Source organism: Mesorhizobium sp. B2-3-13, from assembly GCF_006442195.1.
Classification (GTDB): Bacteria; Pseudomonadota; Alphaproteobacteria; order Rhizobiales; family Rhizobiaceae; genus Mesorhizobium; species Mesorhizobium salmacidum.
This window is the reverse complement of the sequence record NZ_VFVQ01000004.1, coordinates 46,525-59,275: the sequence shown is the minus strand read 5'-3', so window position 1 is coordinate 59,275 and position 12,751 is coordinate 46,525. Positions and strand designations below refer to the sequence as shown.

12 protein-coding genes are annotated in these 12,751 nt (G+C 63.9%); 9 read left to right on the top strand and 3 right to left on the bottom strand.

Annotated elements, in window-relative coordinates; translation table 11 throughout:
* Positions 1-297: 297 nt before the first annotated feature.
* From FJ941_RS06515 to FJ941_RS06480, 7 genes are all read left to right on the top strand, one after another.
* Positions 298-486, top strand: a complete 189-nt coding sequence (locus tag FJ941_RS06515) for a hypothetical protein (RefSeq protein WP_181165818.1) — start codon at positions 298-300, stop codon at positions 484-486.
* A 507-nt stretch (positions 487-993) separates the two neighbouring features.
* On the top strand, positions 994-1,413 hold the full coding sequence (locus FJ941_RS06505; protein ID WP_181169734.1) for an AraC family transcriptional regulator: 420 nt from the start codon (positions 994-996) through the stop codon (positions 1,411-1,413).
* A gap of 197 nt (positions 1,414-1,610) precedes the next feature.
* Positions 1,611-6,074, top strand: a complete 4,464-nt coding sequence (locus FJ941_RS06500; protein WP_140504063.1) for a YadA-like family protein — start codon at positions 1,611-1,613, stop codon at positions 6,072-6,074.
* A gap of 100 nt (positions 6,075-6,174) precedes the next feature.
* Positions 6,175-6,714 (top strand): invasion associated locus B family protein, encoded by a 540-nt coding sequence (locus FJ941_RS06495; protein ID WP_246673722.1) that lies wholly within the window; start codon positions 6,175-6,177, stop codon positions 6,712-6,714.
* Positions 6,715-6,727: 13 nt separating this feature from the next.
* A complete protein-coding gene (locus FJ941_RS06490) occupies positions 6,728-7,420 on the top strand; it encodes a hypothetical protein (RefSeq protein WP_140504060.1) in 693 nt (230 codons plus the stop codon).
* Positions 7,421-7,466: 46 nt separating this feature from the next.
* The gene (locus FJ941_RS06485) at positions 7,467-7,928 is read left to right on the top strand and encodes a DUF4189 domain-containing protein (RefSeq protein WP_140504058.1); all 462 of its coding nucleotides are present in this window, start codon (positions 7,467-7,469) and stop codon (positions 7,926-7,928) included.
* 66 nt (positions 7,929-7,994) lie between these two features.
* Positions 7,995-8,543, top strand: a complete 549-nt coding sequence (locus FJ941_RS06480) for an invasion associated locus B family protein (RefSeq protein WP_246673712.1) — start codon at positions 7,995-7,997, stop codon at positions 8,541-8,543.
* A gap of 20 nt (positions 8,544-8,563) precedes the next feature.
* On the opposite strand, the gene FJ941_RS06475 is transcribed toward FJ941_RS06480, so the two are convergent.
* Positions 8,564-9,874 carry a divalent metal cation transporter gene (locus FJ941_RS06475; RefSeq protein ID WP_140504056.1) on the bottom strand — a complete coding sequence of 437 codons (1,311 nt, stop codon included), beginning with the start codon at positions 9,872-9,874 and terminating at the stop codon, positions 8,564-8,566.
* Positions 9,875-10,154: 280 nt separating this feature from the next.
* Here FJ941_RS06475 and FJ941_RS06470 point away from each other — a divergent pair, with 280 nt between their 5' ends.
* The gene (locus tag FJ941_RS06470) at positions 10,155-10,457 is read left to right on the top strand and encodes a hypothetical protein (RefSeq protein WP_140504055.1); all 303 of its coding nucleotides are present in this window, start codon (positions 10,155-10,157) and stop codon (positions 10,455-10,457) included.
* Between the two features lie 88 nt (positions 10,458-10,545).
* The gene (locus tag FJ941_RS06465) at positions 10,546-10,971 is read left to right on the top strand and encodes a c-type cytochrome (RefSeq protein ID WP_140504053.1); all 426 of its coding nucleotides are present in this window, start codon (positions 10,546-10,548) and stop codon (positions 10,969-10,971) included.
* Here FJ941_RS06465 and FJ941_RS06460 read toward each other — a convergent pair.
* A complete protein-coding gene (locus FJ941_RS06460; protein WP_246673720.1) occupies positions 10,943-12,382 on the bottom strand; it encodes a cytochrome c in 1,440 nt (479 codons plus the stop codon). The genes FJ941_RS06465 and FJ941_RS06460 overlap by 29 nt on opposite strands.
* Before the next feature lie 26 nt (positions 12,383-12,408).
* Positions 12,409-12,750: a hypothetical protein gene (locus FJ941_RS06455; RefSeq protein WP_027144317.1), complete on the bottom strand. Its 342-nt coding sequence runs from the start codon at positions 12,748-12,750 to the stop codon at positions 12,409-12,411.
* Between the last annotated feature and the right edge of the window lies 1 nt (position 12,751).

Genomic DNA, 12,751 nt, shown 5'->3' with positions numbered 1-12,751 from the left:
GCGGAAGGCAATGCAGCCGGCGATGTCCACATCCGCCCATTGGCCGCGCGGCGCTACCGGGTTGTGTCTACGGATGCAAGAACGGCCGGCGCACGGTTATTTGAGCAACTCAACCAAGACGCTGAAAGCGGCGTTCACCCTGACCCCGGGGAAGCATAAAGCCGTTGTGATCCGGCGCCCCTCCCATTCTGCTTTGGTCTTCCAGGGCTTCCTGTACTTTGGTACCGCATCCGTTGTATATGAGGGGGAATGAAATTGCCGATGTAACACTTCGGCTGAAGGCGAGGGGGGCGCCGGATGATCACGTTCAACTTCGAAGGGCCGGGCGACGGCGATATGTCGGCCGATTGCCAGGACCAGTTGCTGCCTCTCGTCAACGGGATCGTCCAGGCTGCGGTGGCTGCCGGGTGGAACCGGGACGACGTTCTTCTGACTATCGTGGAACTCGCCTGGGATCTGTACGAGAACCGGCGCGGAGATCTCTAGCCGTTCATTTTTCCATCTTTATCTCGAATAAAGATTTTTATTTGCGCGTGGGAGTTCTTCCCAAGCCAAGGTGCGAGCGTTACGCTATCTTCCGGGTCGGGAAAGGGGATTTGAGGCGGCGTCGGACGGCTGAGGCAGCGCGAATGAAAAATGCGGACGAGGCACGGGAAAGCGGCGTTTCCCAAGGCATCGATCGGGAGCGAGCAGCTCGATACGTCCTGGACATCATTCCTGAAAGTGCAGGTCCGCGCAGGGCCACAGCGCAAGGAAGCGTGATTTATTCCGTTCGCGGGCCCGGCTCGCAGACATTCCTGGCCAAGGAGTACTCCGTAGGGATCGTGCTTGCGCCCATGCAGCCTGCGCATTGTTCGCCGTCGGGACGCATCGATCCCATGAACGGGCCTGGCGCTGCAGGCCCGCTGCGATCAATCACGAATTGTTTTCCGGCGGAACGGGGAAGGAAGCCTCGGGTTGAACTTTATCTGGGACATGTCAGGAGGCCGAAGAATGCCGGGCGATGATGGCCCCCCTGGGTCAGTTTCTCGAATCAATTCGGCGCGGCAGCCGGCGCTCACTGCAAAAGGCGGGCTTTCTCCCCGTGCCGCACGCAAGGTGCAAGACTTCCTGCACGAGAACTTCACCCGCAAGCTGTCGCTTGCCGAGATCGCCGCGGTCTGCGCGCTTTCGCCCTCTCACTTCGTGCGGGCATTTGCCAGGACGTTCGGGGTGCCGCCGCACCAATATGTCCTCGACCTGCGGCTGGACCTTGCCGAAAGGCTGCTTGCCGACAGCCGCATGACGATCGCGGACATCGCTCATTCCTGCGGATTTTCTAGCCAGAGCCATTTTACCACCATGATGAAGAAATACCGGCAGGTGACGCCATTGCAGGCGCGGGTAGGTAAGCTTAACGCCAAGGTTAGATGAAGGTCGACTTGCGGCGTTGTTTCACTGCTTGGTCTTAAAGCATCGGCTAAAGTAACGAGCCGTTAACCTCTGCCGGGTTGCTCGACTCTTTTCTCACAAGACAGCAATATCGTGAAATACCGCAAGCAGGAATCATGTCTTCCTGTCGTGGATTGGAATTGTCAGACGATTCCATGCCGGCCAGCGGAGAGGGCACCATGACCGACACCAAGACTTCGAGCGGCTCACTTGTTGTGCAGCGTCGCGCGGCGCGTTTCGCCGGCAACTGGATCGCGAATGCCGATCCTCGCTCTCGCTCGGTTCGCCGTCGTTTGATGGCGGTCCTGCGCATGGCTCATCGCGCGCAGGGTATGGGGCGCAAGCGCCTGGGGCTGGGAACGCTCGGGGTCGGCGGGATGCCGGCGGCGGCCGCGATGCTGGGCGCCTTCGCGATCGGCATGGCTGCGATGCCGGCTCAGGCGCAATATCAGGCTGGCGGCGGTTCAGCGACCGGTCCCGAGACCGTGGCGATCGGAAATGGCTCAACCGCCAGCCTTAACTGGGCCATAGCAGTCGGTTTCCAGGCCAATTCGGCGGCACAATATTCGATTGCCATTGGCCGGACCGCGTCGGCCACGGGCCCCGGCGGCGCGGTGGCGCTGGGCTCTGGCACAATCTCAAATAATGTCAACACGGTGGCGATCGGCGTGAGCGCCAGTGCCACCGGCGCCGGCGACAGCGCCTTGGGCACCTTCTCCGTTGCTTCCGGAGGTAACTCCACCGCGGTCGGCGTCAGTTCCTTGGCCAGCGGTTCCCTGTCATTCGCCGGGGGTTGGTCATCTAAAGCCACCGGGACGCGCGCCATCGCGCTCGGGAGTAACGCGGTCTCGTCGGGACTGGACACCATTGCCCAAGGTACCAACACGAACGCAGGCGCCCAGAATGCCGTTGCAATCGGCTTTCAGGCGACTGCAACCACGATAAACTCAGTCTATCTCGGCTCGCGCACTGCCGCCGGAACGGGAGCGCTGGCCCAGAGCGCCATCGCTATCGGTACTGATGTGACGGCGTCCCAGGTCGATACGATCGCGATGGGCCGCCAAAGCAAGGCGACTGGCACGAACGCCGCGGCGATCGGCCTATTTGCCAATGCTGCGGGGACAAGCTCCGGGGCGTTCGGTCGCTCTGCCACCGCTTCGGCCGACTTCTCGCTGGCACTGGGCAATTTGGCCGTGGCGAGCGCTACCGGCACGGTCGCGGCGGGGTCTGGAGCCCAGGCCGCGGGCGTCAACGCCACGGCGATCGGCAACAATGCCGCTGCGAGTGGCTTGAATGCAGCTTCGCTGGGAACGGCTGCAAACGCGAGCGCTCAATCTGCCATCGCCATAGGCACCACCTCCGTTGCGAGTGGCGCCGCCAGCACAGCGGTTGGTAACGTCGCCGTTGCCAGCGGCCAAAATGCCTCCTCATTCGGGTCCGGATCCAAGGCGACGGGAGACAATTCCCTCGCTGCCGGCGTCAGCGCCAACGCCAGCGGGGTCGCCAGCACCGCACTCGGCATCGGCGCCGCGGCGTCGGCCACGAGCGCCATCGCCATCGGCAACAATGCCGCGGCCAGTTCCACCAACGCGGTTGCCATGGGCACCAACGCGGTGGCGACCGGCGGCCAAGCCATCTCCATCGGTGCGAACAACACCGCCTATGGTGACGGCGCGGTGGCAATCGGCGATCCGAGCTTCGCCAGCGGCACCGGCGCCTTCACCGGCGGCGCCAACAACATCGCCAACAGCGACGGCACGGCAACCGCCACCGCCGCCAACCAGGCCGCCGGCGCGGTCGCCATCGGCAACAACAACAAGGCGATCGGGCAGGGCTCGGTGGCGCTGGGCAACGGCTCGACGGCGGGTGCCGCCGGTCTCGCCGGCAATGTCGCGCTGGGCAACGGCGCGACGGCGGCGGCAAGCTCCGGCGACGTGGCGCTCGGCTCGGGCTCGGTGACCGCCACGGCGGTAGGCACCGCCAGTGGAGTGGTCAACGGCACGACCTATGCCTTCCAGGGCACCAACCCGACCTCGACGGTCAGCATCGGCGCGCCCGGAGCGGAACGCACCATCACCAACCTGGCGGCGGGGCGGATCAGCGCGCTCTCGACCGACGCCATCAACGGTTCGCAGCTCTTCGCCACCAACCAGGCGGTTGATGCCATCGGCGCCGTCGTCAACAACATCAATGTCGGCGGCGGCATCAAGTATTTCCACGCCAACTCGGTGCTGGCGGATTCGCAGGCGCTGGGAGCCGATTCCGTCGCTGTCGGCCCGAACGCGGTGGCCAACAATGCCGGCGACGTCGCGATCGGCCTGAATTCGACGTCGGGCGCAACGACCAATGTCGGCGGCACGACGATCGGCGGCGTCAACTACACCTTCGCCGGCGGCACGCCGGCGGGCGCCTTCTCGGTCGGCTCGGTCGGCGCCGAGCGCCAGATCCAGAACGTCGCGGCCGGGCAGTTGAACGGCGGTTCGACCGATGCCGTCAACGGCTCGCAGCTCTTCGCCACCAACCAGCAGGTGACGCAGAACACGACCGACATCGCCAATATCGGCAGTGGCGTCACCAATCTCGGCAACACGATCAACAACATTGCCGGCGACACCTCGACCGCCTACACCGATGCCAACGGCATAGGCATCCGCTACGCCCGCACCAACGAGGCCGGCCTGGCGCAGACGGACTCCTTCGCACAAGGCGTCGGTTCCACCGCGGTCGGCTACCAGGCGACCGCGACCGGGGTCAGCGCGCTGGCGCTCGGCCGCGACAGCAACGCCAGCATCGACGGCGGCGTGGCGCTCGGCTCGGGTTCGGTCTCCGATCGCGCGATCGCTCCGGCTACCGGGCAACTGCCCGCCGGCCCATCCAACTTCATCCAGTACAACACCACCGACAAGACGCTGCTCGGCGCCGTGTCGGTCGGCAACGCCACATCCTATCGGCAGATCACCAATGTGGCCGACGGCACGCAGGACCAGGACGCGGTGACGGTGCGCCAGCTCGCCGGCGCCATCGCTGCCGTATCGGCCACCTCGACCAAGTATTTCCATGCCAATTCGGTGGCGGGCGACTCGCTGGCGGTCGGCGCGGAATCGGTCGCGGTCGGTCCGACCACGGTCGTCAACGGCGATAACGGCATCGGCATCGGCAACGGCGCCGTCGTCGACCAGACGGCACCCGGCGGCACGGCCATCGGCCAGAACGCCCATGTGATGCTGGCCGACGGCCTGGCGCTCGGCACCAATTCGCTCGCCTCCGGCATCCAGTCGGTGGCGCTCGGCGCCGGCGCCCAAAGCAGCTTCATCAACAGCGTGGCGCTGGGCGCGCAGTCCGTCACCACGGTCGGCGCACAGGCCGGTTACACGGCCTTTGCCCTGACCACCCCGCAGACTTCGGTGGGCGAGGTGTCGATCGGCGGCGCCGGGGCCGAACGCAAGCTCACCAATGTCGCGGCGGGCTCGGCCGACACCGACGGCGTCAACGTCTCGCAGCTGCGCGGCGTCTCGCAAAACGTGTCCAACCTGTTCGGCGGCGGCACAACGGTCAATCCGGACGGCTCGATCACCGGTCCGACCTACAACATCCAGGGCAACAACTATTCGACCGTCTATGATGGCTTCACCGCCGTCGACAATGCGCTGACCAACATCAACAATGGCGGCGGCATCAAGTATTTCCACGCCAATTCGGGACTGGCAGACAGCGTCGCCGGGGGCACCAACGCCGTGGCGATCGGGCCGGAGAGCGTGGCGAGCGGCACAGACAGCCTGGCCGCCGGCCATGGTTCGACAGCCGCGGGCCAAGGCGCCGTCGCGCTCGGCCAGGGCGCACAGGCCAACAACGCCAGCGATGTGGCGCTCGGTTCGGGTTCGGTGTCGCAGACCGCGGTCGGTACGTCCAGCACCACTATCAACGGCAAGACCTACGCCTATGCCGGCACCACCCCGACCGGAACCGTCAGCGTCGGCGACGCCGGCTCCGAGCGGACGATCACCAATGTCGCCGCCGGACGCGTTTCTTCCGGCAGCACCGATGCGATCAACGGCTCGCAGCTCTACGCCACCAACACGGCGATCGAGGACCTGACCAAGACGATCGGCGGCATCGGCGGCACTGTCCAAAACACCGTGCAATACGACACCGTCAACAATCCGGACGGATCGACGACCAAGACCAACAAGATAACGCTGCAGGGCGGCGATCCGAATGCGCCTGTCGTCATCTCCAACGTCGGCCCCGGCGTTGCCGGCACCGACGCGGTCAACGTCAACCAGCTGAACCTGAACCTGGCCCAGAGCAAGACCTATACCGACCAGGTGGCGGTCACGACGTTGCAGCAGGCCAACAATTATACCGACCAGAAACTGGGCCAGCTCAATTCCGACATCAGCGGCATCAGGGACGAAGCCCGGCAGGCGGCGGCAATCGGACTGGCGGCGGCCTCGCTGCGCTATGACGACCGTCCCGGCAAGCTGAGCGTGGCGGCCGGCGGCGGCTTCTGGCGGGATTCGAGCGCCTTTGCCTTCGGCGCGGGCTATACCAGCGAGGACGGCCGCATCCGTGGCAACGTGTCCGGCACGGCGGCGGGTGGAAATGTCGGTGTCGGCGCCGGCCTGAGCTTCACCTTGAACTGAGGTGGGCAGCAGGGCGGCAATGAACAGGCGAACCGGCCATGACAGGCTAGACGCTGATCCGGGAAGACCGCCTGGTTTTCCCGGATTCGCCTTGGCATGCCTGACCTGCCTGGCGCTTGCCGGCGGGCTGGCGCCAGCTGTCGGGCAGGTGGGTTCGCCCTACAGGATCAAGTCCTCCGACGTGGTCTTGCCTCCCGACGTGAAGCTCGGACAATACCAGCGCACCATCCGTCCGTTCGAGAACTGGACGCTGATCTGCGACGAGAACCTCAAGGCGCGCAAGAAGGTCTGCAACGTCTCGCAGGTGATCGAGGACGGCGCCGGCAAGATGGCGTTCAGTTGGTCTCTCGCGGCCACCCAGGACGGCAAGCCCTACATGATCCTGCGCACCGCGCCGAACGCCAGGAGCGATGGGCTGGTGTCGCTGAAGTTCGATGGGCGCGCCGAACCGATCGACGTGCATCTGAATGGCTGCAACGAAATGGTCTGCGTCGGCATGCTGCCGGTGGGACCCCTGATGCGCCAGGAGATAGCACAGAAGGCGACGCCGGCGATTTCCTACCCGACCGTCGATGGCCAGACCATTACCGTCACCGCAACGCTCAAGGGGCTGTCAGAGGCCCTTGCGCCAATCAAATAACCGAGGCAGCACCGTGAGCCAGCAAGACCCGTTCATCTCCGCGACGCGCAGCAATCCGACCGTCGATCCGGACCGCAAAAGGATCGTCGAGCCGGACCGCAAGAGGCCCGTCGAGCCGCCGCGGCGGTGGCCGCGCATCGTCGGATTGTCGCTGTTGGGCCTGGCCATGATGGGCATCGGCTTCGCCGGCGCGAACTATGCCGCGATCGCCGGCCTGGTCGGCAGCCCGACGGCGGCACAGGCCGAGGCCGCCGCCGCTCCCGCGCTGCCGGACACGCCCTTCCTCCAGCACGTCAAGCAGGCGGGCGTACAGGCCTGCTCGACCGTTTTTCCGGTGCTCGGACAGCTTTTGACAACCGGCACGAAATACAGCGTCAAATCCCTCTGGAACGACCAGGCCGCGGACAAGCACGCCGTCCAGGCTTTTGTCGGCATGGACTATGCCACGGACCGGTACAGCGGGCCGGCCGCCGGCGTGGTCTTCGCATCGCCCACCGCTTCGGGCTGCGAGGGCGCGATGGTGCGGGTGGCGCCGTTCGCCAGTCCGTGCGCGGACATTCCGTCCATTCTTCCGCAAGGCAGCAAGATCACGGATCATCTCGGACAGGTCGAAGTGTATGAGCTTGGCGGCAACACGGGTGAAGCGCTTCTGCTGCCGACGGGCAACACATGCGTGGTGATTTCCATCGCATCGGCGGCCAAGTGAGGATGTCAGGCGAATGGGCGAGGCGCCCTGGAAAGGATTGCGGACCATGAAATCGCGACGTTTGACAGTCTTGTGCATGGCCTTGCTGTGGAGCGGGCAGGTGGTCTCGGCCGATCTGGCGAAGCCGTCCGAACCGCCACAGGAGGAGAAAGGCATCTGGGCGGCAATCGCCTACTCCCAGACCGATACCAAGTACGGCTTCTTCTGGGGCGCCGACAAGCGGCAGGAAGCTAAGGACATAGCGCAGAAATATTGCGAGAATGCCGGTGGAAAAGCCTGCAATGTCGTTGCCGTGTTCCGCAATCACCGCCATTGGACGGACGACGACGAGACCGGATTTCCCTACAAGCATTGCGGCGCGCTCGCCGTGGCCGACAAGGTGGAGCACCGGTTCACCCCCTGGGGCGTGAACTCGGCCGAGACCCGCCGGGAGGCGGAGGACCTCGCGCTCCAGGCCTGCGAGGCGGGGGGGATCCAGTGCAAGATCCGCGAATGGGTCTGTACGTGAGAATAACGGCGTCTCGAAGCCGACACTTTGGGCATTTGCCCGGCACAAAAGAGAAGGCCGCATTCATTGGTTCATAGACATTTTTCGCTGAAGGCAGCCGCCATCTGCGCGGCTGCCTTCTCCGCTTCGCTGCCGGCTGCTTTCGCCCAACAGCAGCAGGCGGCGTCGCTGCCGAACGGCGCATCGTCGCTCCAGGAAACCTATCAGGACTGGCAGCTGGCCTGCGGCATGCAGGACAATGCCCGGGTCTGCACGGTCACGCAGGACCAGACGCAGAAAAACGGCCAGAGGCTTCTGGCCGTGGAACTGCGCGTCGGGCAGAAGGGCGGATTGACCGGAACCTTGCTGCTGCCCTTCGGCATCCTGTTCGAGCCCGGCGTGGCGGCGCAGATCGACGACCAGCAGCCCGTCGGACCGTTGAAGTTCAGGACCTGCCTGCCGAATGGCTGCGTGGCGCTGTTTCCGATCGACCGGGCGCTGACGCAGAGGCTCAAGGCAGGCACCGAGCTCAAGCTCAACGTCACCACGGCGGCCGAAACTCCGCTGAGTTTCCCGGTGTCGCTGAAAGGCCTTGGCGCCGCCCTCGATCGCATGGTCGCGCTCAGCGCACGTTGAGGTGCAAGGCGATGGGGCCCTCAAAAGGCCCATTGCAGCGCGAGGCCGACCACGGACAGTCCCATTGTGATTGTCGCCAGCCATCCGAGAAAGCGCAGCCAACCCTCAACGGGGAATTCGCCCATGATGTCGGAGCGCCCGGTCATCAGCATCATGACGACCATTACGGGGACCGCGCATATGCCGTTGATGACGGCGCTCCAGTAAAGCGCCTTGATGGGATCGATCGGCGTGAGCATGATCCCCATTCCCAGCGCCACGGCGGCGGCCAGGGTCGCATAAAATGCCATCGCTGCCTTCGGCTTGCGCTCCAGTCCCACTGGCCAGCGGCACGCCTCGCCCACGGCGAATGCGGCCGAGCCCGCGAGAACCGGCACCGCGAGAAGGCCGGTGCCGATAATCCCCATTGCAAAGATCTCAAATGCGAATTTGCCCGCGACCGGCTCCAGGGCCTTGGCCGCATCAGAGGAAGAATTGATGTCGGTCACTCCGGCCTTGTGCAGGGTGGCAGCCGTTGTAACGATGATTGCGATGGCTATCAGGTTCGAAAAAGCCATGCCCACCAGGGTGTCGGCGCGAATGCGCTGGAAGGCACCCGGCGCTTGCCACGGTGCCCGCCTCAGCGGCTTGGCCTTGGGGTCGATCGTCTCCTCTTCGACCTCTTGCGACGCTTGCCAGAAGAACAGATAGGGAGAAATCGTGGTGCCGAGTATGGCCAGAAATGTCGTGAAAAAGGCCCGGCTCCATTCCATGTGCGGAAGAACGACCCCCTTGAGGGCCTCACCCCACGGGATATCAGCCAGAAACGCAGCCACCACGTAGGCAAAAAGGCTCAGCGTTGTCCATTTCAGGACCGTGACGTACCGGCGGTAGTCGAGAAAGACGATCGCCAAAACGCAAGCCAGGCCGAACGCAACGACGTAAAGCGAGCTTGGGCCGCCCACGAGCAATCGCAATGCATCAGCCATCGCGCTCAGGTCCGCCCCGATGTTGATCACGTTGGCGGCGAACAAAAGCAAGGCTACAAAATATATCAGGGGAGACGGGTAGTGTCGGGCCAGATTGCCGGAAATACCTCGACCTGTCGTGCGGCCTATCCGCGCTGCTATCTCCTGGATCGCGACCATGAGCGGAAGAGTGAACACCATGGTCCAACCGACATCGAAGCCCAGCTGAGCGCCCGCTTGGCTGTACGTGCCGATCCCCGAAGGGTCATCGTCCGAAGCGCCTGTGATGAAACCAGGTCCGATTGTGCGCAGGAATCGCTGAAAAGGCCCTTTTGCCCGAATATTGCTCTGTTTTTCAGAGACTTCGGCGCTTATGTCCCTCATGGAGGTGCTCCAAAAACACGGTCCCTTTCGATATCCGCTTGAAGCAGAATTCAGCGCTCGCCGTTCGGTTCCTTTAGCTATCGCTGAAGCATCATTGGTGCTTGCTTTGCCGGAGACATGATATTTCTCGCACGGGTCGGTTTCCGCGACATGTGAGGGCCATCATCAAATCGATCGGCAAAGAACCCATAAGAATTTCGCTGAAGATCGTTTCACTCGGAACATATAAGCGAGCGACTGGTTTGGTGGAGGCAGCACACACAACCAAGGGAGGTCCTCCATGATTGTCAAACTTCTCTCCGCCACCGTGCTTGCGGTCGCTCTGGCCACATCGGCCATGGCACAGTCGAACGGCACCGGAACCAACAGCGGTTCAGGCTCGACATCCGGCATGACCAATGGCGCAAATGGGACCGGCACCGGCTCTGGTGCAGGGGTAACGCCCACCGATCCGAACGCTACTAATTCGACAAAATCGTCGAGCGGCATGACCGACCGCTGCAAGGACGCCGCGGGCAACGACATCGACAACAACACCGCCTCCGGCGCGACAACGTCGAACATGCAGAACTGCAACAAATGAGCCGGTGGCTAGGAGCACCGCCCGAAGTCGCTCTTCTCTCCGGGGCGACCAATCGGGCGGCGTTCTCGTTGCAACGCTGCAGGCGCAGATGAGCCGACAGGCTGTCAAGCAGGCGCCATCGGCCCTGCCGTGGGCGGCAGGCGCTTCGGCGGCTACCCTTATTGCGTTGTCGGTCTGCGCGATCGGCTTGATGCGCAGCAGCAATCTGCGAGAAACCACCATCCTGCAGGCGGTTGGTGGGGATCCTGACCGCGCCGTCCCGGCAATGATCCGCAATGGCTGTGGCGGATGCCACGAAATTCCGGGAGTCCCTGGTGCCCGTGGCACCGTCGGTCCGTCCCTGCGAGGCGTCGCCGAGAGAGAATATGTCGGGGCGTCGCGAACGTCCCCAGACGCGATGATGCGTTGGATCAGCAGGGCGCGCGACGTCGATCCCAAGACGGCCATGCCCAACACAAATCTGTCGCCCCAGGAGGCGCGCGACATCACCGCCTATCTCTATGCCCGAACGTGAGACGCGTTGAGCGCAGTGCTGGGCGCAGTCGTTTTGCCAGCAGAAACAGTAGACCAAGGAGCAATCCGGCGCCTCCAACCGCCAGCGCCTGTCCCGCCAGAACCAGGACTGTCTGCGCCGTTGACGTGCCGGCCCGCATCTGACGCACGTCGGCCGCCGTAACGCGCGCTTCCGGATTTCCGAATTGCGCGGTCACATAATTTGCAAGTATCGCCACCTGGGCGTCGTCCAACCAGCCGGCGAAGGCCGCCATTGATTTGCGTTCCGCGACGTCACCAGCCTTGACGCCTTCGAGGATCGTCATGACGACATTGTCAGGCACGGCCGCGCCGGGGGAGGTGTTGTGGATCAGTGATGGGGCGGAGCCGTCCGCTGATCCGCCTCCATTTGCTCCATGACACCCCGAACAGAGCGATCGATAGAGATCGCCGCCGGCCGCGGTTCCGCTACCTTGCGCCTTGCTTCCAGCATTGTCCGCGATCGTGGGCACATTGCCCCATGAAAAACGCGGCTGCCTTTCGTCCCCGGGTTGTGCGGGCACATCCCTGAGATAGGCGACCATGGCACGGATGTCGTCGTCCGACAGATGTTGCAGGCTGTTCATGACCGTTTCCGCCATCGGGCCGCTTGCATATGCCTTTCCGGGCACGGCGCCGGTCTTGAGAAACCGAAACAGCTCTTCATCGCTCCAGCCGCCGACGCCTGCGATCTTGTCACTGGTGATGTTGAAGGCTTGCCAGATGCCGGCGCTGCCGCCGGCAAGCTTGCGATTGTCATCCATGCCGAACGTCGTATTTCTTGGCGTGTGACAGGCACCGCAGTGACCGAGCACTTCGACAAGATAGGCCCCTCTGTTCCATGCGGCGGTTCGGCTCCGATCCGGCATGAAACCGCCGCTGTGCAAGTTCGCGAGCTTCCACAGCGCCAGAGTCCATCGCTGGTTGAACGGAAAAGGCAGGATGTTTGCTGGGCGCGGCTGGGAGATCGGCGGCTGCGCCAGCAGATACGACCGGATCGCGAGCACGTCCTCGCGGTTCATCGCTGCGAAGCTGTCATAGGGCATTGCGGGATAAAGGTCGGCCCCGTCACGCCTGACGCCTTGCTGGACGGCTCGTATGAACTCGTCCGCGGAATAGCGCCCGATGCCCGTATCGAGGTCCGGTGTGATGTTGGTGGAAAAGACGTCGCCAAACGGCGTTGGGACGCGATAGCCTCCGGCGAATGGGCGGCTGGGATTGGACGTGTGGCAGCCGATGCAGTCGGCCGCCCGGGTAAGATATTCACCCTTCTGGATTTCGCTCGCCTGCAGGTGCGTGCAAAACGCCAACGATGCCAAAACGGACGCGATCGCATAAGAGATGGCGGCCTGGACTGGAGCGCTCACCGCATGCCGAAGCGCACGGCGGCGCACGGCCAATAGCCCGCTTCGTGGCGCCATCACAGTTCGCACCCGCTGAAGGTCAGCCCTGCCAACATTTGTGTCAGCATCACGAGCGTGAACAGCGCTCCAATACCGACCGAAGTCCTGGCCAGAAACATGCGAGTGCGCGCTTTAAGGGGCGGGCTCGTGCCATGGCCTCGGTCATGAATCGCGCGCCACGACAGCAGCGCGCCTGCCGTGGCCGCGGCGGCACCTATCAACGAGAACAAGGCAGTGGGCCAAAAGCTGGCGTGGCATTGCCAGAACGCGGTTGAATAATCGAGCTGCAGCGTTATGGCCCACGCGGCTGGTCCACTGACCAGGCCTGCCCAGGAAACGCCGGTGCGGATCGCCTGCATC